The organism is Streptomyces deserti, from assembly GCF_054782695.1.
In genome coordinates, this window is record NZ_BAAGRZ010000001.1 from 149,228 (window position 1) to 171,913 (window position 22,686).

At 69.1% G+C, this 22,686-nt stretch carries 19 protein-coding genes, 1 tRNA gene and 1 pseudogene; 9 read left to right on the top strand and 12 right to left on the bottom strand.

What is annotated here, in order from left to right:
- The first annotated feature begins 55 nt into the window (after positions 1–55).
- Genes ACYVMZ_RS00705 through ACYVMZ_RS00720 form a run of 4 tightly spaced genes read left to right on the top strand, consistent with a single transcriptional unit; the run spans position 56 to position 4,450 of the window.
- Positions 56–988 carry a branched-chain amino acid ABC transporter permease gene (locus ACYVMZ_RS00705; RefSeq protein ID WP_461074304.1) on the top strand — a complete coding sequence of 311 codons (933 nt, stop codon included), beginning with the start codon at positions 56–58 and terminating at the stop codon, positions 986–988.
- A gap of 5 nt (positions 989–993) precedes the next feature.
- A complete protein-coding gene (locus ACYVMZ_RS00710) occupies positions 994–2,823 on the top strand; it encodes a branched-chain amino acid ABC transporter permease (RefSeq protein ID WP_461074305.1) in 1,830 nt (609 codons plus the stop codon).
- A 5-nt stretch (positions 2,824–2,828) separates the two neighbouring features.
- Entirely contained in the window at positions 2,829–3,737 is a 909-nt protein-coding gene (locus ACYVMZ_RS00715) for an ABC transporter ATP-binding protein (protein WP_461074306.1), read from the top strand.
- Complete coding sequence (locus tag ACYVMZ_RS00720) at positions 3,734–4,450, top strand: ABC transporter ATP-binding protein (protein WP_461074307.1); 717 nt, start codon at positions 3,734–3,736, stop codon at positions 4,448–4,450. Before ACYVMZ_RS00715 ends, ACYVMZ_RS00720 begins: the two co-directional genes overlap by 4 nt.
- A gap of 77 nt (positions 4,451–4,527) precedes the next feature.
- Here the strand turns inward: ACYVMZ_RS00720 and ACYVMZ_RS00725 are convergent, their stop codons facing one another.
- Complete coding sequence (locus tag ACYVMZ_RS00725; RefSeq protein ID WP_461074308.1) at positions 4,528–5,184, bottom strand: ANTAR domain-containing response regulator; 657 nt, start codon at positions 5,182–5,184, stop codon at positions 4,528–4,530.
- A 104-nt stretch (positions 5,185–5,288) separates the two neighbouring features.
- Between ACYVMZ_RS00725 and ACYVMZ_RS00730 the strand changes: the two genes are divergently transcribed.
- Together ACYVMZ_RS00730 and ACYVMZ_RS00735 are read left to right on the top strand one after the other, a co-directional pair.
- Positions 5,289–5,362 (top strand) — tRNA-Leu (locus tag ACYVMZ_RS00730).
- A 106-nt stretch (positions 5,363–5,468) separates the two neighbouring features.
- Positions 5,469–6,227: a helix-turn-helix domain-containing protein gene (locus ACYVMZ_RS00735; protein WP_461074309.1), complete on the top strand. Its 759-nt coding sequence runs from the start codon at positions 5,469–5,471 to the stop codon at positions 6,225–6,227.
- Positions 6,228–6,280: 53 nt separating this feature from the next.
- Here the strand turns inward: ACYVMZ_RS00735 and pyk are convergent, their stop codons facing one another.
- Positions 6,281–7,717 (bottom strand): pyruvate kinase, encoded by a 1,437-nt coding sequence (gene pyk, locus ACYVMZ_RS00740; RefSeq protein WP_461074310.1) that lies wholly within the window; start codon positions 7,715–7,717, stop codon positions 6,281–6,283.
- Between the two features lie 168 nt (positions 7,718–7,885).
- Positions 7,886–8,611 (bottom strand): SIMPL domain-containing protein, encoded by a 726-nt coding sequence (locus tag ACYVMZ_RS00745; protein WP_461074311.1) that lies wholly within the window; start codon positions 8,609–8,611, stop codon positions 7,886–7,888.
- Positions 8,612–8,778: 167 nt separating this feature from the next.
- Between ACYVMZ_RS00745 and ACYVMZ_RS00750 the strand changes: the two genes are divergently transcribed.
- On the top strand, positions 8,779–10,584 hold the full coding sequence (locus ACYVMZ_RS00750) for a bifunctional metallophosphatase/5'-nucleotidase (protein WP_461076263.1): 1,806 nt from the start codon (positions 8,779–8,781) through the stop codon (positions 10,582–10,584).
- Positions 10,585–10,622: 38 nt separating this feature from the next.
- On the opposite strand, the gene ACYVMZ_RS00755 is transcribed toward ACYVMZ_RS00750, so the two are convergent.
- The 6 genes from ACYVMZ_RS00755 to ACYVMZ_RS00780 all read right to left on the bottom strand — a co-directional run bounded on the left by ACYVMZ_RS00755 (position 10,623) and on the right by ACYVMZ_RS00780 (position 18,024).
- Positions 10,623–12,080: a lysine N(6)-hydroxylase/L-ornithine N(5)-oxygenase family protein gene (locus tag ACYVMZ_RS00755; RefSeq protein ID WP_461074312.1), complete on the bottom strand. Its 1,458-nt coding sequence runs from the start codon at positions 12,078–12,080 to the stop codon at positions 10,623–10,625.
- A complete protein-coding gene (locus ACYVMZ_RS00760; protein ID WP_461074313.1) occupies positions 12,077–13,450 on the bottom strand; it encodes a pyridoxal phosphate-dependent decarboxylase family protein in 1,374 nt (457 codons plus the stop codon). Before ACYVMZ_RS00760 ends, ACYVMZ_RS00755 begins: the two co-directional genes overlap by 4 nt.
- Before the next feature lie 296 nt (positions 13,451–13,746).
- Positions 13,747–16,338: an aminopeptidase N gene (pepN, locus tag ACYVMZ_RS00765; RefSeq protein WP_461074314.1), complete on the bottom strand. Its 2,592-nt coding sequence runs from the start codon at positions 16,336–16,338 to the stop codon at positions 13,747–13,749.
- A gap of 58 nt (positions 16,339–16,396) precedes the next feature.
- Complete coding sequence (locus tag ACYVMZ_RS00770) at positions 16,397–16,948, bottom strand: response regulator (protein WP_461074315.1); 552 nt, start codon at positions 16,946–16,948, stop codon at positions 16,397–16,399.
- Between the two features lie 168 nt (positions 16,949–17,116).
- Positions 17,117–17,488, bottom strand: a complete 372-nt coding sequence (locus ACYVMZ_RS00775) for a chorismate mutase (RefSeq protein ID WP_461074316.1) — start codon at positions 17,486–17,488, stop codon at positions 17,117–17,119.
- A gap of 11 nt (positions 17,489–17,499) precedes the next feature.
- On the bottom strand, positions 17,500–18,024 hold the full coding sequence (locus tag ACYVMZ_RS00780) for a GNAT family N-acetyltransferase (protein ID WP_461074317.1): 525 nt from the start codon (positions 18,022–18,024) through the stop codon (positions 17,500–17,502).
- Between the two features lie 121 nt (positions 18,025–18,145).
- On the opposite strand from ACYVMZ_RS00780, the gene ACYVMZ_RS00785 reads away from it, so the two are divergent.
- A complete protein-coding gene (locus ACYVMZ_RS00785) occupies positions 18,146–19,042 on the top strand; it encodes a hypothetical protein (protein ID WP_461074318.1) in 897 nt (298 codons plus the stop codon).
- Between the two features lie 84 nt (positions 19,043–19,126).
- Here the strand turns inward: ACYVMZ_RS00785 and qcrB are convergent, their stop codons facing one another.
- Together qcrB and ACYVMZ_RS00795 are read right to left on the bottom strand one after the other, a co-directional pair.
- On the bottom strand, positions 19,127–20,779 hold the full coding sequence (gene qcrB / locus ACYVMZ_RS00790; protein ID WP_461074319.1) for a cytochrome bc1 complex cytochrome b subunit: 1,653 nt from the start codon (positions 20,777–20,779) through the stop codon (positions 19,127–19,129).
- Positions 20,749–21,303 carry a MerR family transcriptional regulator gene (locus tag ACYVMZ_RS00795; protein ID WP_461074320.1) on the bottom strand — a complete coding sequence of 185 codons (555 nt, stop codon included), beginning with the start codon at positions 21,301–21,303 and terminating at the stop codon, positions 20,749–20,751. Before ACYVMZ_RS00795 ends, qcrB begins: the two co-directional genes overlap by 31 nt.
- On the opposite strand from ACYVMZ_RS00795, the pseudogene ACYVMZ_RS00800 reads away from it, so the two are divergent.
- Positions 21,241–21,690: pseudogene (locus ACYVMZ_RS00800) on the top strand (aldo/keto reductase); the annotation flags it as partial. The gene ACYVMZ_RS00795 and the pseudogene ACYVMZ_RS00800 sit on opposite strands and share 63 nt — an antisense overlap.
- A gap of 128 nt (positions 21,691–21,818) precedes the next feature.
- Here ACYVMZ_RS00800 and ACYVMZ_RS00805 read toward each other — a convergent pair.
- Complete coding sequence (locus ACYVMZ_RS00805) at positions 21,819–22,565, bottom strand: vWA domain-containing protein (RefSeq protein WP_461074321.1); 747 nt, start codon at positions 22,563–22,565, stop codon at positions 21,819–21,821.
- Between the last annotated feature and the right edge of the window lie 121 nt (positions 22,566–22,686).

Genomic DNA, 22,686 nt, shown 5'->3' on the forward strand with positions numbered 1-22,686 from the left:
ACTCACATCCGGCCCCATCCGTCGAACATTTCCGAAACGTCTCGGAGGACATGCGGTGAACGAACTGCCGCAGCAGCTGGTCAACGGCCTGCTACTGGGATCCATGTACGGGCTGGTCGCCATCGGCTACACGATGGTCTATGGCATCGTCCAGCTCATCAACTTCGCCCACGGCGAGATCTTCATGGTGGGAGGCTTCGGCGCCCTCACCGTCTACCTGTACGCACTGCCCGACGGCACATCCATGTGGGTAGCACTACCCCTGATGCTCATCGGAGGCATCATCGTCGCCGTCCTCGTCGCCGTGGGAGCGGAACGGTTCGCCTACCGCCCCCTGCGAGGCGCACCACGCCTCGCCCCCCTCATCACCGCCATCGGCCTCTCCCTCGCCCTCCAGCAGGCCGTCTGGGCCTGGTACCCCAACGCACGCTCCGCGGTCACCTTCCCCCAGATCGACGGCGGCCCCTTCAACATCGGCAGCGTCACCATCCAGACCGGTGACATCTTCCTGCTCATCGCCGCCCCCCTCAGCATGGCGATCCTCGCCTACTTCGTCATGAAGACCCGCACCGGACGCGGCATGCAGGCCACCGCCCAGGACCCCGACACCGCCAAGCTCATGGGCATCAACACCGACCGCATCATCGTGATCGCGTTCGCCCTCGGAGCCGCCTTCGCCGCCGTCGGAGCCGTCGCCTACGGCCTCAAGTACGGCGAAGTCCAGTTCCGCATGGGCTTCATCCTCGGCCTCAAGGCCTTCACCGCAGCCGTCCTCGGCGGCATCGGAAACATCTACGGAGCCATGATCGGCGGCGTCGTCCTCGGCATCGCCGAAGCCTTGTCCACGGCCTACATCGCCGACATCCCCGGCATGGAGCAGTTCGGCAGCCAGTCCTGGGCAGACGTCTGGGCCTTCGTACTCCTCATCCTCGTGCTCCTCTTCCGGCCCCAGGGCCTGCTCGGCGAGCGCGTCGCGGACAGGGCGTGACACCGATGACGACACAGACCACAGCGCACAGCACCCCCAGCACCCCCGCCGGCGCCCCCCGCAAGGGCCTGATCGGCATCCCCGAGAACATCGGCCGCGCCCTCGCCACCGGCGGCGGCGTCCTCGCCGTCATATCCACCTTCCTCGCCTGGACCTGGACCGCCGAATTCCCCGGCAACCTCACCGTCTACGGCTACCCCGGCGGCCTGCAGGTCCTCGTCCTCGTCGGCGGCGCCCTCACCGCCCTGTTCGGACTCGCCTCCTACGGCGTCAAGGGCCTGCGCTGGCTCACCCCCGCCGGAGCCGACAGCGCCCTCAAGCTGGCCGCCCTCGGCACCTTCGCCACCGCCTGGTACACGGTCGTCGCCATCAGCGTGAAGCTCGGCGGCCTGGTCAACCTCGAACCCGGCGGCTGGATCGTCGCCGCCGTCACCCTCGCCGGGCTGCTCGGCGCCCTCGCGCTGCCGTTCGACCACCCGGCACCCGAACCCCACGACCCCGACGACACCGGCTGGGAGCAGTTCCGCCACGGCCTGCGCACCAAGGGCGCCCTCATCAAGGCGGCCTTCGCCACCGGCCCCGTCACCCCGGTGACCCGCAAACTCCCCGCCTACGCCGAAATCCTCGTCATCGTCGCCGCACTCGCCGTCGGCCTGACCGTCTTCACCTACGGCATCGGCACCGAGTACGACGAACTCTTCATCGGTTTCCTCATCACCGCCGGCTTCGGCTTCGCCGCCGTCGCCAAGGCCGGACTCGTCAGCCGGATCTCCGCGATCACCGCCAAGCACCGCGTCATCACCATGACCGGCGCCTTCGTCGCGGCCGCCGCCTTCCCCTTCACCCAGTCCGACGACCAGTACGCCACCATCGGCGTCTACATCCTCATCTTCGCCACCGTCGCCCTCGGCCTGAACATCGTCGTCGGCCTCGCCGGCCTCCTCGACCTCGGATACGTCGCCTTCCTCGGCGTCGGCGCCTACACCGCGGCCATGGTCTCCGGCTCCCCCTCCTCCCCCTTCGACCTCCAGCTGCCGTTCTGGCTCTCCGCCCTCCTCGGCGCGGCCGTCGCCATGGTCTTCGGCGTCATCATCGGCGCCCCCACCCTGCGCCTGCGCGGCGACTACCTCGCGATCGTCACCCTCGGCTTCGGTGAGATCTTCCGTATCGCCGTCCTCAACATGGACGGCACCTCCGGACCCGACATCACCAACGGATCCAACGGCATCTCCTCGATCCCCAACCTCAACATCCTCGGCTTCGACTTCGGCCAGGAACACACCATCGCCGGCTTCACCATCGCCCGGTTCGCCAACTACTTCCTGCTGATGCTCCTCATCACGCTGGTCGTCGTCATCGTCTTCCGGCGCAGCAGCGACAGCCGCATCGGCCGCGCCTGGGTCGCCATCCGCGAGGACGAGACCGCCGCACTCGCCATGGGCATCAACGGCTTCCGCGTCAAGCTCATCGCCTTCGCCCTCGGCGCCTGCCTCGCCGGCCTCGCCGGCACCGTCCAGGCCCACGTCACCTACACCGTGACCCCCGAGCAGTACCAGTTCGCCCACGTCGTCCCGCCCAACTCCGCCTTCCTCCTCGCGGCAGTCGTCCTCGGCGGCATGGGCACTATCCTCGGCCCCCTCGTCGGCGCCGCACTGCTCTACCTCATCCCCGCCAAGCTCCAGTTCCTCGGCGACTACCAGCTCTTCGCCTTCGGCCTCGCACTCGTCCTGCTCATGCGCTTCCGGCCGGAAGGCCTCATCCCCAACAAGCGCCGCCAGCTCGAATTCCACGAAGAAGCCGAAGCGCCCACAGTCCTCAGCAAGGCAGGGGTCTGACCACCATGACCACCAACACCACCACCAAGGACGCCACCGCGGGCACCACCCCCGGCCAGACAGTCCTCGACGCACGCGGCGTCACCATGCGCTTCGGCGGCCTCACCGCCGTCCGCAACGTCGACCTGCAGGTCAACAGCGGCGAGATCGTCGGCCTCATCGGGCCCAACGGCGCCGGCAAGACCACCTTCTTCAACTGCCTGACCGGCCTCTACATCCCCACCGAAGGCGAAGTCCGCTACAAAGGCCAGGTCCTGCCTCCGAAGTCCTTCAAGGTCACCGCCGCCGGCATCGCCCGCACCTTCCAGAACATCCGCCTGTTCGCCAACATGACGGTCCTCGAAAACGTCCTCGTCGGCCGCCACACCCGCACCAAGGAAGGCCTCTGGTCCGCCCTCCTGCGCGGCCCCGGCTTCCACAAGGCCGAAGCCGCCTCCCGCGAACGCGCCATGGAACTCCTCGAGTTCGTCGGCCTCGCGAACAAGGCCGAACACCTCGCCCGCAACCTCCCCTACGGCGAACAGCGCAAGCTGGAGATCGCCCGGGCCCTGGCCAGTGAACCCGGCCTGCTGCTCCTGGACGAGCCGACGGCCGGCATGAACCCCCAGGAGACCCGCGCCACCGAAGAACTCGTCTTCGCCATCCGCGACCAGGGCATCGCCGTCCTCGTCATCGAGCACGACATGCGGTTCATCTTCAACCTCTGCGACCGCGTCGCCGTCCTCGTCCAGGGCGAAAAACTCGTCGAAGGCGACAGCGCCACCGTCCAGGGCGACGAACGCGTCGTCGCCGCCTACCTCGGCGAACCCTTCGAAGACGCATCCGGCAAGGAAGAAATCGCCGAGGTCGAGGCGGCGGAGGCACAGGCCGAGCCCACCACGGACGCCGCGCCCGGCAAGGAGAACGACCGATGACCGCACTGCTCGAAGTCGAGGACCTCCGCGTCGCCTACGGCAAGATCGAAGCCGTCAAGGGCATCTCCTTCAAAGTCGACGCAGGCGAAGTCGTCACCCTCATCGGCACCAACGGCGCCGGAAAGACCACCACCCTGCGCACCCTGTCGGGTCTGCTCAAGCCAGTCGGCGGCCAGATCAAGTTCAACGGCAAGTCGCTCAAGAAGATCCCCGCCCATCAGATCGTCTCCCTCGGCCTCGCCCACTCCCCCGAGGGGCGGCACATCTTCCCCCGCATGACGATCGAGGACAACCTCCGCCTCGGAGCCTTCCTCCGCAGCGACAAACCCGGCATCGAAAAGGACATCCAGCGCGCCTACGACCTCTTCCCCATCCTCGGAGAACGCAGGAAGCAGGCCGCCGGAACCCTCTCCGGCGGTGAGCAGCAGATGCTCGCCATGGGCCGCGCCCTGATGTCCCAGCCCAAACTGCTCATGCTCGACGAACCCTCCATGGGCCTCTCTCCGATCATGATGCAGAAGATCATGGCCACCATCGCCGAGCTCAAGGCCCAGGGCACGACGATCCTCCTCGTCGAACAGAACGCCCAGGCCGCCCTCTCGCTCGCCGACCACGGCCACGTCATGGAGGTCGGCACCATCGTCCTGTCCGGCACCGGCCAGGACCTCCTCCACGACGAATCGGTCCGCAAGGCCTACCTCGGCGAGGACTGAGGTCCCCTGTCGGCCGTACGATGAGGCCCGCGCCCCCTGCTCCGGGGACGCGGGCCTCATCGCGTACTGCTCTGGAATCAACCCTTGGACGCCTTCTTCTCCTCCGCGTCGTCGATCACGGCCTGCGCGACCTGCTGCATCGACATCCGCCGGTCCATCGACGTCTTCTGAATCCACCGGAACGCGGCCGGCTCGGTCAGCCCATACTCCGTCTGAAGGATCGACTTGGCACGATCCACGAGCTTCCGCGTCTCCAGCCGCTGCGAGAGATCCGCGATCTCCTTCTCCAGCTCCTTCAGCTCCGTGAACCGGGACACGGCCATCTCGATCGCCGGCACGACATCGCTCTTGCTGAACGGCTTCACCAGATACGCCATGGCACCGGCGTCCCGGGCCCGCTCGACGAGATCGCGCTGCGAGAAGGCGGTCAGCATCAGCACAGGCGCGATCCGCTCCTCGGCGATCTTCTCCGCCGCGGAGATGCCGTCCAGCTTCGGCATCTTCACGTCCAGGATCACCAGGTCCGGCTTGTGCTCACGGGCCAGCTCGACGGCCTGCTCACCGTCCCCGGCCTCACCGACGACCGTGTAGCCCTCCTCCTCCAGCATCTCTTTGAGATCGAGCCGGATCAGGGCCTCGTCCTCGGCGATGACGACACGGGTCGTCAGCGGAGGCACGTGCGACTTGTCGTCATCGGGCACGTCAACGGGCTGGGGCGACTCGGGGGCGCTCACGTGGGCTCCTTGGTGCGGGGCAGGCTGGTACTGCTCCCAAGAGCGTACCTAGCTGCGGTATGGTGGACGGGCGGCGGGTCGAAGGTAATCTTCGATTCGCAGGAGCTCCGGTAGTCCAATCGGCAGAGACGATACCCTCAAAAGGTATTCAGTGTGGGTTCGAATCCCACCCGGGGCACTTTTCCTTCGATTCCAAGGTCGCACCAAGAAAGCGGACGTCCACGTTCTCGCGAACATCCGCTTTTTGCTGCCCGCGGTCACGATCAGTAGCACAGAGTGGCCATATGTACGACATCAGCACACGCAAGCGAGCGCTCGCACTGGTGGCCCAGGGCCGCAGCCTGAACTCGGTGAGCCGCGAGACAGGCATCTCACGGGCCGCGACCCGCTCCTGGCAGGATCGCCTCGAGCCGTCGCTCCGCATGGCGCATCCAGATCCCGGGCCACCTGCCGACGAGTGCGCGTACGCCTACCTGCTTGGCCTCTATCTCGGCGACGGCTGCATCAGCGCGCGCCCTCGCGGCACCGGCTACTACCTCAGGATCGCGTGCGCGAACTCGTGGCCAGGCCTGATCGACGCCTGCGAGACCAGCATGCGCACGGTCAACCCGGCTGGCCGGGCTTATCGCACGCAAGCCCAGGGCTATGTTTCCGTGGTCAGTTACAGCCAGCACTGGCCCCATCTATTTCCTCAGCATGGCCCCGGCAAGAAGCACGAGCGCCGTATCACCCTGGAGCCCTGGCAACAGGAAATCGTCGATGCCCACCCCTGGGAGTTCGTCCGGGGCCTGATCCACTCGGACGGCTGCCGCATCACGAACTGGACGACCCGCATGGTCGCCGGTGAGCGCAAGCGCTACGAATACCCCCGGTACTTCTTCACCAACGTCTCCGAGGACATCCGGCGGCTCTGCACCGACACCCTGGACAAGCTCGGCGTCGAATGGACGTACTGCACCCGCAACGGCAACCCATACAACATCTCCGTCGCCCGCAAAGCCTCCGTAGCCCTGATGGACCTCCACGTAGGCCCCAAACACTGACCACTCACAAAGAAGGGGCCCCTCCCCAAGAGATCAAGAGGGGCCCTCTCCCACTACTCGGAACCTTCGTCCTCCCCGATGTGGTGCACCCGCACCATGTTCGTCGTCCCCGACACCCCCGGCGGCGACCCAGCCGTGATCACGACCACGTCGCCCTGCTGACAACGCCCGTACTGCAACAACAGCTCATCCACCTGGTCGACCATCGCGTCCGTCGAGTCGACATGCGGTCCCAGGAATGTCTCCACACCCCACGTCAGGCTCAACTGCGAACGCGTCGCCGGATCAGGGGTGAAGGCAAGCAACGGAATCGGCGAGCGGTATCGCGAAAGGCGTCGCGCCGTGTCGCCCGACTGGGTGAAGGCCACCAGGAACCTGGCCCCCAGGAAGTCGCCCATCTCCGCCGCCGCCCGGGCGACCGCGCCGCCCTGGGTGCGGGGCTTGTTGCGTTCGGTCAGGGGCGGGAGGCCCTTGGCCAGGATGTCCTCTTCCGCCGCTTCGACGATGCGGGCCATCGTCCGCACCGTTTCGATCGCGTACTTGCCGACGCTCGTCTCGCCGGACAGCATCACCGCGTCGGTGCCGTCGATGACCGCGTTCGCCACATCGCTGGCCTCCGCACGCGTCGGACGCGAGTTGTCGATCATCGAGTCGAGCATCTGCGTGGCAACAATGACCGGCTTGGCGTTGCGCTTCGCCAGTTTGATCGCGCGCTTCTGGACGATCGGGACCTGTTCCAGCGGCATTTCGACGCCGAGGTCGCCGCGGGCGACCATGATGCCGTCGAAGGCGGCGACGATGTCGTCGAGGTTCTCGACGGCTTGGGGTTTCTCCACCTTGGCGATGACGGGCAACCTCCGCCCTTCCTCGTCCATGATGCGGTGGACGTCCTTGATGTCGCGGCCGCTGCGGACGAAGGACAGGGCGATGACGTCGAAGCCGGTGTGCAGGGCCCAGCGGAGGTCGTCCTCGTCCTTCTTGGAGAGGGCGGGGACGGAGACGGCGACGCCGGGCAGGTTCAGGCCCTTGTGGTCGGAGACCATGCCTCCTTCGACCACCCTGGTGTGGACGCGGGGGCCGTCGACGTCGGTGACCTCGAGGCAGACCTTGCCGTCGTCGACGAGGACGCGTTCGCCGGGGGTGACGTCGTCGGCGAGGCCGGCGTAGGTGGTGCCGCAGATGGCGCGGTCGCCTTCGACGCCTTCTTCCACGGTGATGGTGAAGGTGTCGCCGCGTTCAAGGAGTACGGGGCCTTCGGCGAAGCGGCCGAGCCGGATTTTCGGGCCTTGAAGGTCGGCGAGGATGCCGACGCTGCGGCCGGTTTCGTCGGCGGCTTCGCGGACCCGCTGGTAGCGCTTCTCGTGCTCGGCGTAGGTGCCGTGGCTGAGGTTGAATCGGGCGACGTCCATTCCGGCGTCGACCAGGGCTTTGATCTGGTCGTAGGAATCGGTGGCGGGCCCAAGGGTACAGACGATCTTTGCTCGGCGCATGGGTCGAGCCTATGACTTACCGGCCGGTAGACAATTGGTCGCGCGTGACTACTCAAGAGACTCTTGGTGAAGCGTTATTGACAAGTGTTGAATTGTGCGGCGGGGCGCTCCGATGAGCATTCGGGGCGTTTTCGGATGCGCTTTCGAGAATGTCGAATTCCGGGGTGGCTACAGCTGTGGCGGCACCATGGTGAAGCGTGCGTTCACCTGGGCGTGGACCTGTTGCCGTTGAGGTTCCAGGTCGAGGGGTGCCGCTGCCGTGTCCTCGGCGGCTGCGGCGTAGGCCATGGTGCGCATGTGGCCGGGGGGTGGTGTGTAGGCCTGGGGGGTCTCCGCGCCGATGTCGGCGAGTTCGACGAGGGCGGCCAGGGAGGTCCCGAGGGCTTCGGCGTATTCGCGGGCGCGTTGGACTGCTTCCCGTACTGCCTTCTGTCGTGCTTGGCGGTGGGCCGGGGAGTCGGGGCGTAGGGCCCACCAGGGGCCGTCCAGTCGGGTGAGGTCCAAGTCGGCGAGGCGGGTGGTGAGTTCGCCGAGGGCTGTGAAGTCGGTGAGTTCGGCGGTGATGTGGACGGTGCCGTGGTAGGTGCGGACGCGTTCGCCGCGGCCGTGCTTGGTCAGTTCGGGGGTGATGGAGAAGGCTCCGGTTTCCAGGCGTTCGACGGCGTCGCCGTAGGACTTGACGAGGTCGAGGACCGTGGCGTTGCGGTGGGTGAGGTCGTCGAGGGCGGTGCGTCGGTCGCGGCCGCGGGCGGTGACGGTGATGCCGATGCGGGCGATTTCGGGGTCGACTTCGAGGTGTGCTTCGCCGCGGACGGCGATGCGGGGGGCGTCGGGGGTGCCGTAGGGGACGGCGGCGGGCTGGGGTTCTTCGGGCGAGGGCGTAGGGGTGGTCATACGTCCCACTCTGTCAGTTCTCACCCTGGTTGTGGCCCTGTCCGGTCACCAGATCGAAACCTGCGGGGTCTGTTCCGGTGCGTCATGGCCAGGTCAGAATCTACGCGCGTTATCTACGCGCGTTGTTGCTCGAGCGCGTCGTCGCTCATGCCCGAGGAGAGCCAGCCATGCCGTTGAACCGCCGGAAGTTCCTGAAGAAGTCCGCCGTGACGGGGGCGGGGGTGGCGCTGGCCGGTGCGGCGGCGGCTCCGGCTGCTGAGGCTTCGGAGGGCGTCCCGGCGAAGAAGCCGGTCAAGCGGTACTCCTTCACCGTGATGGGCACGACCGACCTGCACGGCAATGTCTTCAACTGGGATTACTTCACGGACGCCGAGTTCGACGACAAGGCGCACAACGACGTCGGTCTGGCGAAGATCTCGACGCTGGTGAACCAGGTGCGGGCCGAGAAGGGCCGTGACAACACGCTGCTGATCGACGCGGGTGACACGATCCAGGGCACGCAGTTGTCGTACTACTACGCCAAGGTGGATCCGATCACGGCGCAGGGCGGTCCGGTGCACCCGATGGCGCAGGCCATGAATGCGATTGGGTATGACGCCGCGGCGCTGGGCAATCACGAGTTCAATTACGGCATTCCGGTGCTGCGGAAGTTCGAGGAGCAGTGTCGTTTCCCGTTGTTGGGTGCGAACGCGCTGGACGCGAAGACGCTGAAGCCCGCTTTCCCGCCGTACAGCATGCACCGGCTGCGGACGCCGTTCGGTCGTGATGTGAAGGTGGCGGTCCTGGGGCTGACCAATCCGGGGATCGCGATCTGGGACAAGGCGCATGTGCAGGGGAAGATGACGTTCCCGGGTCTGGAGGAGCAGGCGGCGAAGTGGGTGCCGAGGCTGCGGTCGATGGGTGCGGACGTCGTCATGGTGTCGGCGCACAGTGGGTCGTCGGGGACGTCGTCGTACGGTGATCAGCTGCCGTACGTCGAGAACGCGGCGGGGCTGGTGGCGGAGCAGGTGCCGGGGATCGACGCGATTCTGGTGGGGCATGCGCACACGGAGATTCCCGAGTACTTCGTGACGAACAAGGAGACGGGCAAGCAGGTCGTGCTGTCCGAGCCGCTGAAGTGGGGTCAGCGGCTGACGCTCTTCGATTTCGAGCTGGTGTGGGGCGAGGGCCGTTGGGCGGTCGAGAAGGTGAGTGCCAGGGTCCTCAACTCCAACACGGTCGAGGAGGATCCGAAGATCGTGAAGCTGCTCGGTGACGAGCACGAGAAGGTCGTGGCGTACGTCAATCAGGTCATCGGTACGAATGCCGTCGAGATGGCGTCGGCGGAGGCGCCGTACAAGGATGTGCCGATCATCGATCTGATCAACCACATCCAGGCGGACACGGTGCGGCAGGCGCTGGCGGGTACGGAGTACGCGTCGCTGCCGGTGTTGTCGCAGGCGGCGTGTTTCTCGCGCAGTGCGCGGATTCCGGCGGGTGAGGTGACGATCCGGGATGTGGCGGGGCTGTACGTGTTCGAGAACACGTTGGAGGCGCGTCTGATGACGGGTGCGCAGATGAAGGCGTACCTGGAGTATTCGGCGAGTTATTTCGTGCAGACGCCGGCGGGTGCTCAGGTGGATCCGGCGAAGCTGACGAACGCGAACGGGACGCCGGATTACAACTACGACGTGGTGAGTGGTCTGACGTACGAGATCGACATCGCGCGGCCGGCCGGGTCGCGGGTGACGAATGTGCGGTTCGGGGGTGCGCCGCTCGCGGATGACGCGAGGTTCGTGTTCGCGGTGAACAACTATCGGGCGAACGGTGGCGGGAACTTCCCGCATGTGGCGGCGGCTCAGCTGCTGTGGTCGAACTCGGACGAGATCCGCAACACGATGATCGCCTGGGTGAAGGCGAAGGGTGTGCTGGATCCGGCCGAGTTCGCCTCGGTGGACTGGAGGCTGACGCGGGACGGTACGCCGGTGTTCTAGTGGCTCGGCTCGCTCCGGACGTCCGTCCCGGCAAAGAACTACCGTCGGTCGACGAGCGGGGTGAGCGCCGGTGTCTGCCGGGCGGGCGGGATCTGTGGTTGCTGCTGCAGGCCGAAGGTGGTGAAGGCGGTGCGTCGCGGGAGCGTGTAGGTCTCCTTTCCGATGAGGGAGTTGAGGATGGTCGCGCTGCGCCAGGCGGCGAGGCCGAGGTCGGGGGCGCCGACGCCGTGGGTGTGGGTTTCGGCGTTCTGTACGTAGACGTGACCGCCCGCGCCGGTGACGGAGGGGTCGAGGACGAGCCGGTGGTGCTCGTCGATGCGGGGGCGGTCGCGGCTGTCGCGGCGCAGGTAGGGGTCGAGGCCGGCGAGGATGCGGTCGAGGGGGCGCTCGCGGTAGCCGGTGGCGAGGACGACGGCGTCGGTGGTGAGGCGGGAGCGGGTGTCCTGCTGGGTGTGTTCGAGGTGGAGTTCGACTTTGGTCGTGGCGATGCGGCCGGCGGTGCGGACGTGGACGCCGGGGGTGAGGACGGCGTCGGGCCAGCCGCCGTCGAGGCTGCGGCGGTAGAGCTCGTCGTGAATGGCGGCGATGGTGTCGGCGTCGATGCCTTTGTGGAGCTGCCATTGGGTGGCGACGAGCCGGTCGCGGACGGGTTCGGCGAGGGCGTGGAAGTAGCGGGTGTAGTCGGGGGTGAAGTGTTCCAGGCCGAGCTTGGAGTACTCCATGGGTGCGAAGGCCTCGGTGCGGCCGAGCCAGTGGATGTTCTCGCGGCCGGGGGGCCGGTGGCGCAGCAGGTCGAGGAAGATCTCGGCGCCGGACTGTCCGGTGCCGATGACGGTGACGTGCTCGGCGGTGAGGAGGGTGTCGCGGTGGTCGAGGTAGTCGGCGGCGTGCACGACGGGGACGCCGGGGGCTTCGGCGAGGGGTTTGAGGGGTTCGGGGATGTGGGGTTCGGTGCCGATGCCGAGGACGACGTTCCTGGTGTAGGTGCGGCCTAGGGCTTCGGCCTCGCCGTCGGTGTCGAGCTGGGTGTAGTCGACTTCGAACAGGTCGCGTTCGGGGTTCCAGCGGACGGCGTCGACCTGGTGGCCGAAGTGGAGTCCGGGGAGGTTTTCGGCGACCCAGCGGCAGTAGGCGTCGTACTCGGCGCGCTGGATGTGGAAGCGCTCGGCGAAGTAGAAGGGGAAGAGCCGTTCGCGGGCTTTGAGGTAGTTGAGGAAGGTCCAGGGGCTGGCGGGGTCGGCGAGGGTCACGAGGTCGGCGAGGAACGGTACTTGGAGGGTGGCGCCGTCGAGGAGGAGGCCGGGGTGCCAGCCGAAGGCGGGGTGCTGGTCGTAGAAGACGGTGTCGAGTTCGGTGAGTGGGTGGGCGAGCGCGGCGAGGGAGAGGTTGAACGGTCCGATGCCGATGCCGACCAGGTCGCGGGGTGCGTAGGCCTCGCGGTGCGGGGGGCGGGGGGCGGGGGTCGCCGGAGGGGTGGGGTGCGTCGGGGGGTTCATCCGGGGGTGTTTCCTTCCGCGAGGTGCGCTTCCACGAGGGTGAGGAGGGCGGCCAGGTCGCCGGGGCGGGTGGTGGGGTTGAGGAGGGTGGTTTTGAGCCAGAGCCGGCCGTCGAGGTGGGCCCGGCCGAGGACGGCGCGGCCGTGGGTGAGGAGGGTGCGGCGTACGGCGGCGACGGTGTCGTCGGGCGCGCCGGTGGGCCGGAACAGGACCGTGCTGAGGGTGGGACGGTCGTACAGCTCGAATCCGGGGTGTTCGTGGACGAGTTCGGCAAAGTGCTGGGCGAGGGCGCAGACCTGGTCGACGAGGTGGCCGAGGCCGGTGCGGCCGAGGGTGGTGAGGGTGGCAGCGATCTTGAGGGTGTCGGGGCGGCGGGAGGTGCGCAGGGAGCGGCCGAGGAGGTCGGGGAGGCCGGCGTCGGTGTCGTCGTCGGCGTTGAGGTAGTCGGCGTGCTGGTGGAGTGCGGTGAGGTCGTGGGGGTTCTTGACGGTGAGGAGGCCGGCGGCGACCGGCTGCCAGCCGAGTTTGTGCAGGTCGAGGGTGACGGTGTCGGCGGTGTCGAGGCCGGTGAGTCGGGTGCGGTGGTGGTTGCTGAAGAGCAGTCCGGCGCCGTAGGCGGCGTCGATGTGGAGGCGGGCGCCGTGGGTGGCGCAGCGGGCGGCGATCTCGGGCAGCGGGTCGATGAGGCCGGCGTCGGTGGTGCCGGCGGTGGCGGCGACGAGGACGGGGCCGGGCTGGTGGGTGAGGGCTTCGTCGAGGCCGGCGGGGTCGAGGAGGCCGGTGGGGGTGGGGAGGACGACGGGTTCGGGCAGGCCGAGCAGCCAGGCGGCGCGGGGCAGGGAGTGGTGGGCGTTGGCCCCGCACACGAGCCGTACGGTGCCGCCGTGTGCTTCGCGGGCGAGGAGGAGGGCGAGGTGGTTGGCTTCGGTTCCGCCGGTGGTGACGAGGGCGTCGGCGTGGCCGGTCTCGCGGGCCAGGGCCTGGGTGACGAGGGTTTCCAGTGCGGAGGCGGCGGGGGCCTGGTCCCAGGAGTCGAGGGAGGGGTTGAGGGCGGAGGCGGCGAGGTCGGCGGCGGTGGCGACGGCGAGGGGCGGGCAGTGCAGGTGGGCGGCGCACAGCGGGTCGGCGGGGTCGGCGGCGCCTTCGGCGAACGCGTGGACCAAGGTGCGCAGGGCGTCCGGGTCGCCGTGGTCGGGCAGGATGTCGCCCACCGCGTCCCGTACCCGGGCGGCGACGTGCTCCGGTCCGCCGGCGGGCAGCGGTCCGCCGCGGGCCAGCGTCCCGGTGTGCAGGGCGTCGAGCACGGTGTCGAGCAAGGGCCGCAGGGCGTGCGGGCCTTGGGGGCCTGAGGCGAGGGGCGGGGTGCTCATGGGGTCCTCCGGGGCGCGGGGGCGGGGAGTTCCGCGGGGAGGATTCCAGCTTGTACCCGGCTGCGCGGTCGCGCCCGAATAGCCCAACGAGCGGAACCCGAAAGGGGGTACGTCCGTGCGGGGAATGCGTGTTGGAGGCGCCCGGCGCCGGTGCCGGGCGCCTCTCGACCCGGTGTCCGGTGCCGGGCGCCTCTCGACCCGGTGTCCGGTGCCGGGCGCCTCTCGTCCCCGTGTCCCGTGCCGGAGCCGGACCGGACCCCCTCTCGTCCCGGAGGGCGCGCCCTGCGTCGCCGGTCCTACGACGCCTGCGCCTGCCGTACCCGCAACGCGCGTGCCAGGTCGTCCAGTTGGTCGGCCAGCTTGCGGCGCAGCGCGGGGATCGGGTCGGCGTCGCGCAGGCATTCCTCGCCCAGGCGCAGGTTCTCGGCGTCGACGGCGTGGGCGGGGAAGGCCCAGCGGCCGGCGGCCTCCGCGATGGCGGGGCCGCGGCGGGCGGCGACGGCGACGGCGTCCTGGTAGAAGCGCGGCACGTACGGCCGTACCAGGTCGGCCTGTTCGGGCTGCCAGAAGCCCTGGGCGGTGGCGGTGAACAGGTAGTTGGACAGGTCGTCGTCGGTGAACATCGCCTGCCAGGCCCGGGCCTTGGCGTCCTCGTCGGGCAGGGCGGCGCGGCAGCGGGCGGCGCCTTCCCGGCCGGTGGCGCTCGGGTCGCGGTCCAGTTCGGCGGCGATGGCGGCCTCGTCGGTGGCGCCGAGGACGGCGAGGCGTGCCAGGATCCGCCAGCGCAGTTCGGGGTCGAGTTCGGGGCCGCCGGGGACGGTGCCGTCGGCGAGCCAGGCGGCGATGGTGTCGGGGTGGGCGGCGACGTCGATGCAGTGGCGTACGGCGATCAGGCGCAGCCCGGGGTGGTCGCCGTCCTCGGTGCGGCGGATGAAGTCGCGGCACAGGGCGGAGAGGGTGCTCAGGGCGGCGGGGCGTTCCTCCGGGGTGAGGTAGCGGTTGGCGATGTGCACGCAGGCGAAGGCGAGGACGCCCTGGACGAGGGCGAGGTCCGTCTCGTGCGGGAGGTGGGTGCGGGCGGTCTCCAGGTAGGCGGTGGCGGGGAGTTCGCCGTCGCGGACGGCGTCGCGCAGGGCGTTCCACACGACCGCGCGGGTGAGCGGCTCGGGCAGGCCGGACAGGGCGGTGCGGATGGCCGTGAAGGACTCGGGGTCGAAGCGGATTTTGGCGTAGGTGAGGTCGCCGTCGTTGAGGAGGAGGAGCGCGGGGCGTGGGCCGGCGGCGCTGATGCCGATGTCGCCGGTGGCGGGGAGATCCGCTTCCAGGCGATCGCGCAGGGTCAGCCGGCTCGCGTCGTGGAGGTCGTGGTCGTACAGGCCGATGGTGATGCGGTGCGGGCGGCTGCCGCCGGACGGCTGGAGGGTGGCGAGGGGGGTGCGGCCGTTCTTGGCCGGGCCGGGCTTGGACCGGACTGCGGGGCCGCTGTGGTGCCGGATGGTGAGGTGCCAGTGTCCGTTGTCGGTACTGACTTCGGGGGTGAGGGTGTCGACGCCGGTGGTGCGCAGCCAGGCGTCGGCCCAGGCGTGGACGTCGCGTTCGGTGGTGGCGGCGAGGGAGTCGATGAAGTCGGCGAGGGTGGCGTTGGCGAACTTGTGGCGACTGAAGTGGGTGTTGATGCCGGCCAGGAAGTCCTTCTCGCCGAGCCAGGTGACGAGTTGGCGCAGGGCGGAGGCGCCCTTGGCGTAGGAGATGCCGTCGAAGTTCAGCAACGCCGAGGCCGTGTCGGTGACGGCCTCGGGGGCGACGGGGTGGGTGGTGGGGCGCTGGTCGGCGTCGTAGCCCCAGGCCTTGCGGGCGACTCCGAAGTCGGTCCAGGTGTCGGTGAAGCGGGTGGCTTCGGTGAGGGTCTGGTAGCCCATGTACTCGGCGAAGGACTCGTTGAGCCAGATGTCGTCCCACCACTTGAGGGTGACGAGGTCGCCGAACCACATGTGGGCCATCTCGTGGGCGATGACCATGGCGCGGGTCTGCCGCTCGGTGTCGGTGACGGCGGAGCGGTAGACGAACTCGTCGCGGAAGGTGACCAGGCCGGGGTTCTCCATGGCGCCGGCGTTGAACTCGGGGACGAAGGCCTGGTCGTAGGAGTCGAAGGGGTAGGGCTCCTCGAACTTCTCGTGGTAGCGGTCGAAGCACGCGCGCGTGATGTCGAGGATCTCCTCGGCGTCCGCGTCGAGGTAGGGCGCGAGCGAGCGGCGGCAGTGGATGCCGAAGGGCAGGCCGCGGTGTTCGGTGCGCAGCGAGTACCAGGGGCCGGCGGCGACGGCGACGAGGTAGGTGGAGATCAGCGGGGTGGGGGCGGCCTTCCATACGCCGTCGGTGTGTTCGGTGACGCTGTTGGCAAGGACGGTCCAGCGCTCGGGGGCCTTGACGGTCAGGTCGAAGACGGCCTTGAGGTCGGGCTGGTCGAAGGCGGCGAAGACGCGCTGGACGTCCTCCATGAACAGCTGGGTGTAGACGTAGGTCTCGCCGTCGGTGGGGTCGGTGAAGCGGTGCATGCCCTCGCCGGTGCGGGAGTAGCGCATGACGGCGTCGACGCGCAGTTCGTGCTCGCCCGCGGTGAGGTTCTTCAGCGGCAGCCGGTTGCCGTCCAGGGTCTGAGGGTCCAGGGGCTGTCCGTCGAGGGTGACGGAGCGCAGCTCGGCGGGCTTGACCTCGACGAAGGTGTCCGTGACGTCCTGGTCGGCTCGGACGCTGAACCTGATCACGGTGCGGGAGTCGAAGGTCTCGTCCCCGGTGGTCAGATCGAGTTCGATCGTGTAGCGGTGGACGTCGAGGAGCTCTGCTCGGGTCTGCGCTTCGTCGCGCGTCAGTACGGACATGCAGGACATGCTGCCTGATGGCACCGGCAGGGCACAGAGGCGGATCGGTACGCGCCCAATGTCCGGTCTATGAGCGGTCTTTTTCGAGCTCCCCGGCGTGCGCCCCCTTGGGTCGCTGGGGTGGTACGCGCGTGTCCGGGTGGGGCAGGGCGGGACGCGGAGGGTGCTCGGCGGCCTCGGCGTGGTCCCGCAGCAGGGCGCGCAGTTCGCGGACCTCGCGCTGCAGGGCCAGGTGGCGCTGGTGGGCGTCGTACAGGTAGCGGACCTTGGTGCGCAGCGTCCAGGGGTCGACGGGTTTCATGACGAGGTCGGCGACGCCCAACCCGAAGGCGGCGGCGGACAGTTCGTGGTCGGGGCCGAATCCGGTGAGCAGGATGACGGGGATGTGCTGGGTCTGTTCCAGGCGCCGCATGTAGCGCACGACCTCCAGGCCGCTGACGCCGGGCATGCGCACGTCGAGCAGCAGCAGACCGACCTGGCCGCGCAGCACCTGTTTGAGCGCCTCGTCGCCGCTGGTGGCCCGGCCGAGCAGGTAGCCCAGCGGGGCCAGGGCGCTCTCCAGCGCGTACAGGGCGTCCTCGTGATCGTCGACGATGAGGATCCTGGCATCCGACGGCATGGCCCGACGTCCCTCCTGGTGGACGACCAGCTGTGTCCGGGGGTGCTGACGCGCAGTGCTCGTCAGCTGACAAGGAGTGCACAGCGCAGCATGCCCCGAGTGGGCCGCCGTGTCACTCCCCCCGGGACGTCCGCCGGGGTCAGTTCACGGTGGGCGTAGCGCACCGGGTCAGTTCACGGTGGGGGTGGCGCCGTTCACCGCTTCCGTAGCGCCGTTCACCGTTTCCTCCGCGATCCGCTCGTGGTGGCGGATCACCTCGGCGACGATGAAGTTCAGGAACTTCTCGGCGAACGCGGGGTCGAGTTTGGCGTTCTCGGCGAGCGCGCGCAGCCGGGCGATCTGGCGGGCCTCGCGGGCCGGGTCGGCGGGCGGCAGCTGGTGCTTGGCCTTGAGGTGGCCGACCTGCTGGGTGCACTTGAAGCGCTCGGCGAGCATGTGGACGACGGCCGCGTCGATGTTGTCGATGCTGTCACGCAGCCGGGCGAGCTCCTCGCGGACGGCCGGGTCGACGTCACGGGTGCCGGTGTTGCTGGTGGTCATGGGTGGTCAGCCTACGGGGCGGGCCGCTCACCCCGCTTCACCCCGGGATCCGCTTCACCCCGGATCCCTTTCACACCGGGATCCGCTTCACCCCCGGATCCGATGACCTTGTGGAAGTACACGTCCGCGTGCCCGCCGGGCACCCCCTCGATGCGGCCCACCTCCTGGAATCCGATCTTCCGGTAGAAGCCGGGGGCCTGGAAGGTGTACGAGGAGACCGTCATGCTCGTGCAGCCGCGCCGGACGCTCTCCTCCTCTGCCGCCCGCATCAGCCGGCTCCCCCACCCGGCGTGCCGCTGGTCCTCGCGCACCCACAGCATGTCGACCGAGCACTGACGGCCCCACACCGAGGCGGTGAGCCCGCCGACGAGTGCGCCGGTGTCGTCGGTGACGCGGACGGTGAGCGGTTCGGGCACTGAGGCGCCGGTCGCCTCGGCGTTGAAGGAGGTGAGTTCGTCGTCGAGCCGCTGTTCGAGGTCGTCGTCCTGGCCGCCCACCCGCAGCGCGGCGGCGACGGAACGCTGTTCGCTGGTCACGGCCCGGATTCTGGCAGCGCCGGGCGACCGGAGACGACCGGTTTTCCGGCCGCACCCCAGCCCACGGCCCGTGACCTCCCCGTAGAGTGGAATCGGGTTCAGGGCGTCTTGGGGGTGAGGCGTGGCGAACGACGGACCGGTCGAGCACGGCTACCCACATCTGGAGATGGTGCGGGCTGCCATCACCGCGCTGTACAGACGGCTGTCGTACGACACGATCCAGACGTTCTCGACCAGCGTGGCCCCCGCCGACGTGGCGTTCTGCGACACCGACGACCTGTATCTCGGGGCGCAGCGCGTGGCCCGGGAGCTGGTGCGGCACTACCGGCTGCCGGACGCCCGGGTGATCGTGTCCTTCCGTGAGATGACGCACGCGGCGAACATCGAACTCGCGGCGGGGCCGGAGTACTTCGTGGAGCTGAACGACCGGTTCCGCAGGCATCGCCGGGACATCGGCGCGGCCCTGGCCCACGAGATCATGCACGTCTACCTGCACCGCCTGGACCTGTCGTTCCCCGGGACACGGGAGAACGAGATCCTGACCGACACGGCGACGACGTACCTGGGCGCGGGCTGGCTGCTGCTCGACGCCTACCGGGAGGACGCCACGTCGTCGCAGAAGCTCGGCTACCTCACCCCGGAGGAGTTCGGGTACGTGCTGGCCAAGCGGGCGCTGCTGTTCGGTGAGGACCCGTCGGTGTGGTTCACCAGCCCGCAGGCGTACACGGCGTACGTCAAGGGCATGGCGCGGGCCCGCCGCGACGAGCAGCAGCCGCCGCTGACGGCGGCGGGCTGGGCCGGGCGCCGCCGCTACGCACGCGACCGGCGGCACGCACAGGACCACGCGCACGTGCCGGCCGAGGGCGGCACCCCGTACGCCTTCACCCCGGACGGGCACGGCCCGCTGCGGGTCAGCTTCCCCTGCCCGACCTGCCACCAGCGGATCCGGGTGCCGGTACGGGGGCGGATGCGGGCACGGTGTGCGCTGTGCCGGACGGTGCTGGAGTGTGACACCTAGGTTTTCGGTCACCGGCACCGGCCCGGCCCGGCACCGGCCCGGCCCGGAAGGGTCATCACTGGCACCGAGCGCATGCGCTCGTCCTCAGTGCTGGTGGTCCCCGCCGGTCAGCTCCCGGTACTCCTCCACCGTCGGCTTCTCGATCCGCGCGTCGGGGCCGAACATGGCCTTGGCGAGCCGGGCGCGCAGCCGCTGCGACGGCTTGACCCGGCGGCGGACGCCGCCCGCGTCCACGACGGGCCCGATCTCGTACGGCGGGGGCTGCTCGTGCTGGGTGAGGGTGAACAGCTCCGCCTGGGAGAGAGGTTTGTGGACCTCGACGTACTCGCCGTTCGGCAGCCGTTTGATGGTGCCGGTCTCCCTGCCGTGCAGCACCTTGTTCCGGTCCCGGCGCTGCAGCGCCATGCAGATCTTCTTGGTGACGATGAAGGCGAGGACCGGCACCACGAAGACGGCGACCCGCACGAACCAGGTGATCGCGTTGATGGACAGGTGCAGATGGGTGGCCACGATGTCGTTGCCGCCGCCGATCAGCAGCACCACGTACAGGCTCAGCCAGGCCACGCCGAGGCCGGTGCGCACGGGCGCGTTGCGCGGCCGGTCCAGGATGTGGTGCTCGCGTTTGTCGCCGGTGATCCACGCCTCGATGAAGGGATACACCCCGATGGCGAGCATGACCAGCGGGAACAGCGCGAACGGGATGAACACGCCCAGCACCAGCGTGTGCCCCCACAGGTTGATCTCCCATCCCGGCATCACCCGGATCAGCCCCTCGGAGAAGCCGAGGTACCAGTCGGGCTGGGCGCCGGTGGTGACCAGGTCGGGCCGGTAGGGGCCGAAGGCCCACACGGGGTTGATCTGCGCGACGGCGCCCATGATCGTCAGCACGCCGAAGACGAGGAAGAAGAAGCCGCCCGCCTTGGCCATGTACACCGGCAGGAAGGGCATGCCGACGACCGATTTCTCGCCCCGCCCGGGCCCCGGGTACTGGGTGTGCTTGTGGTAGAAGACCAGCATCAGGTGCACGGCGACCAGGCCCAGCATGAGCCCGGGCAGCAGCAGCACGTGGACCGGGAACAGCCGCGGGATGATGTCGTCGCCGGGGAACTCCCCGCCGAAGAGGAAGAACGCCAGGTACGTCCCCACGATCGGGATGGACAGGATCGCGCCGTGGGCGAAGCGCAGGCCGGTGCCGGACAGCAGATCGTCGGGCAGGGAGTAGCCGGTCAGGCCGGTGATGATGCCCAGCATCAGCAGGGTCCAGCCGAACACCCAGTTGACCTCGCGCGGCTTGCGGAAGGCGCCGGTGAAGAACACCCGCATCATGTGCGTCATCATGCCGGCGATGAAGACCAGCGCCGCCCAGTGGTGGATCTGCCGGATCAGCAGCCCGCCGCGCACGTCGAAGCTGATGTCGAGCGTGGACTCGTACGCCCTCGTCATCATGACGCCGTTGAGCGGCGTGTACGAGCCGTTGTAGACGACCTCGACGCCGCTCGGTTCGAAGAACAGGGTGAGGTAGACGCCGGTGAGGATCAGGACGAGGAAGCTGTAGAGGCTGACCTCGCCCAGCATGAACGACCAGTGGTCCGGGAAGACCTTGCGCATGTTGGCCTTGGCCAGCGCGAAGAGGCCGAGCCGCCCGTCGGCCCAGCCCGCGAACCGCTCACCCCTGCCGGGAGTCCGCCTGCGGTCGGAAGCCGCCGTCACACCCACTGATCGCGCGCCGTCGCCCATACGTCGTCGCCTCCCCGTCGGGTACTCCCAGCGTGGCACGGCCGTACGGGCACGCCAACGGGAGAAGCGATACGGCTAGGCCAACGGGGCGAGCAGCCGCTCAGCGACCGGCGGGAGCCCTCCAGGCGGGCGATGCGCTCCTCGATGCCCTGCAGATGGTCCACGAGGAGCGGGGTCAGGCACGGCTCGACCTCGGTCCGGCTGCCGCAGACGCAGTCCAGGACCTCACGGATCAGCCGCGTGGGCAGGCCCGCGTCGGGAAGCGCGCGGATCCGGCGTACGGTCGCGGGCGCGCCGGCGCCGTACACGCGCTGTCCGCCCGGAGTGCGGTCCGCGTCGAGGAGTCCCTGTTCCTCGTAGTAGCGCAGCAGCCGGACGCTGACGCCGGTCTCGCGGGCGAGCTCCCCGATCTTCATGACACTGCCCCCGCCGAGGCCCTGCACCCCTACCGCGACGACCTCGTGATCGCCACCGAGGCCGGCGTCGTACGGCCGAGCCCGACCGAGTGGGTCACGCACGGCCATCCCGCCTACCTGCGCCAGCAGGCCGAGTTGAGCCTGCGCCGGCTGCGCACCGACCGCATCGACCTGTTCCAGCTGCACCGGATCGACCCCGCGTACCCGCTGGCCGACCAGATCGGCGCGCTGAAGCGGCTCCAGGAGGAGGGCAGGGTCCGGCACATCGGGCTGTCCGAGGTGACGGTGGAGGAGCTGGAGGCGGCGTCGGCGATCGCGCCGATCGCGAGCGTGCAGAACGTCTACAACCTGGCCACGCGGGGACACGACCCCGTGATCGACCACACCGCCGAGCGTCAGATCGCGTTCCTTCCGTACTTCCCCATCGCGATGGGCGAGCACGCGGGCGACGGCGGCCCGGTCGCCGCCGTCGCCGAGGAGCTGGGCGCCACCCGGTCCCAGACCGCCCTGGCGTGGCTGCTGCACCGCGCCCCGAACGTCCTCCCCATCCCGGGGCACGTCCTCCCTCGCCCACCTGGCGGAGAACGTCGGTGCGCTCGGACTCGCCCTGACCGGGGAGCAGTTCAAGCGCCTGGCCGGGTGACTCGGGCCGGCCGCACGATCTCCAGGGACCGTGCGGCCACCAGCCACTTCGGGAACTCGCCCACCAGACGGTCGTACAACTCGGCGTCGGACATCTTCCGCGGATCCGAACCGGCGTGGAAGAACCCGGCGTTGTCGACGACGCGCTTGTCCGGCACGGCCAGCTCGTCGAGCTTGCGCAGGAACTCGAACTGCCGGCTGCCCGGATCCCCGAAGCCGACGAACTGCCAGAACAGCGGCAGCTTGGCCGCCTTGCACAGGTACCGCTCCGCCGCGAGCTTGTTGATGGGCCCGCCGTCGGTCTGGAAGACGACGAGGGCGGGCTCCCTCGCCCCGCTGTCCAGGTAGTGGTCGATGACCGCGTCCATCGCCAGGTGATAGCTGGTCCTGCCCATGTGCCCGAGCCCGGCCACGATCCGCTCGACGCGCCCCTGGTGACCGTCGAGCGCGATGTCGGTGACGGCGTCCACGTCGGTGGAGAAGAACACGACCGGCACGGTGCCGTCGTCGTCGAGGTGCGCGGACAGTCCGAGCACCCGTTCGGCGAGCGCCTGCACGCTGCCGTCCTTGTAGTACGGCCTCATGGAGCCCGAGTAGTCGACGACGAGGTAGACGGCGGCCCGTAGCCCGTCCAGCCCGTGCTTGGTCAGCGACACTCCGGCGGTCTTGTACAGGTCGACCAGCGCGGGCGCGGTCTCCTCCACTTTCCGCAGACTGATCGCCGCCATACGTGCCCCCTTGATCACCGGACGTGGGTGCAGAGAGTACGGCACAAACGGCGACGCCTGCCCGTTCGTCCGGTCGGGGACAGGGGGCAGGCGCCGTCTCGGGGGGTCTGGGGGGTATCCC

What these genes read in the sequence shown, in the direction of transcription:
- ACYVMZ_RS00710 (WP_461074305.1), top strand. Translation starts at nt 994, where the DNA reads ATGACGACACAGACCACAGCGCACAGCACCCCCAGCACCCCCGCCGGC.
- ACYVMZ_RS00715 (WP_461074306.1), top strand. Translation starts at nt 2,829, where the DNA reads ATGACCACCAACACCACCACCAAGGACGCCACCGCGGGCACCACCCCC.
- ACYVMZ_RS00720 (WP_461074307.1), top strand. Translation starts at nt 3,734, where the DNA reads ATGACCGCACTGCTCGAAGTCGAGGACCTCCGCGTCGCCTACGGCAAG.
- ACYVMZ_RS00735 (WP_461074309.1), top strand. Translation starts at nt 5,469, where the DNA reads ATGTACGACATCAGCACACGCAAGCGAGCGCTCGCACTGGTGGCCCAG.
- pyk (WP_461074310.1), bottom strand. Translation starts at nt 7,717, where the DNA reads ATGCGCCGAGCAAAGATCGTCTGTACCCTTGGGCCCGCCACCGATTCC.
- ACYVMZ_RS00745 (WP_461074311.1), bottom strand. Translation starts at nt 8,611, where the DNA reads ATGACCACCCCTACGCCCTCGCCCGAAGAACCCCAGCCCGCCGCCGTC.
- ACYVMZ_RS00750 (WP_461076263.1), top strand. Translation starts at nt 8,779, where the DNA reads ATGCCGTTGAACCGCCGGAAGTTCCTGAAGAAGTCCGCCGTGACGGGG.
- ACYVMZ_RS00755 (WP_461074312.1), bottom strand. Translation starts at nt 12,080, where the DNA reads ATGAACCCCCCGACGCACCCCACCCCTCCGGCGACCCCCGCCCCCCGC.
- ACYVMZ_RS00760 (WP_461074313.1), bottom strand. Translation starts at nt 13,450, where the DNA reads ATGAGCACCCCGCCCCTCGCCTCAGGCCCCCAAGGCCCGCACGCCCTG.
- pepN (WP_461074314.1), bottom strand. Translation starts at nt 16,338, where the DNA reads ATGTCCTGCATGTCCGTACTGACGCGCGACGAAGCGCAGACCCGAGCA.
- ACYVMZ_RS00770 (WP_461074315.1), bottom strand. Translation starts at nt 16,948, where the DNA reads ATGCCGTCGGATGCCAGGATCCTCATCGTCGACGATCACGAGGACGCC.
- ACYVMZ_RS00775 (WP_461074316.1), bottom strand. Translation starts at nt 17,488, where the DNA reads ATGACCACCAGCAACACCGGCACCCGTGACGTCGACCCGGCCGTCCGC.
- qcrB (WP_461074319.1), bottom strand. Translation starts at nt 20,779, where the DNA reads ATGGGCGACGGCGCGCGATCAGTGGGTGTGACGGCGGCTTCCGACCGC.
- ACYVMZ_RS00795 (WP_461074320.1), bottom strand. Translation starts at nt 21,303, where the DNA reads ATGGCCGTGCGTGACCCACTCGGTCGGGCTCGGCCGTACGACGCCGGC.
- ACYVMZ_RS00805 (WP_461074321.1), bottom strand. Translation starts at nt 22,565, where the DNA reads ATGGCGGCGATCAGTCTGCGGAAAGTGGAGGAGACCGCGCCCGCGCTG.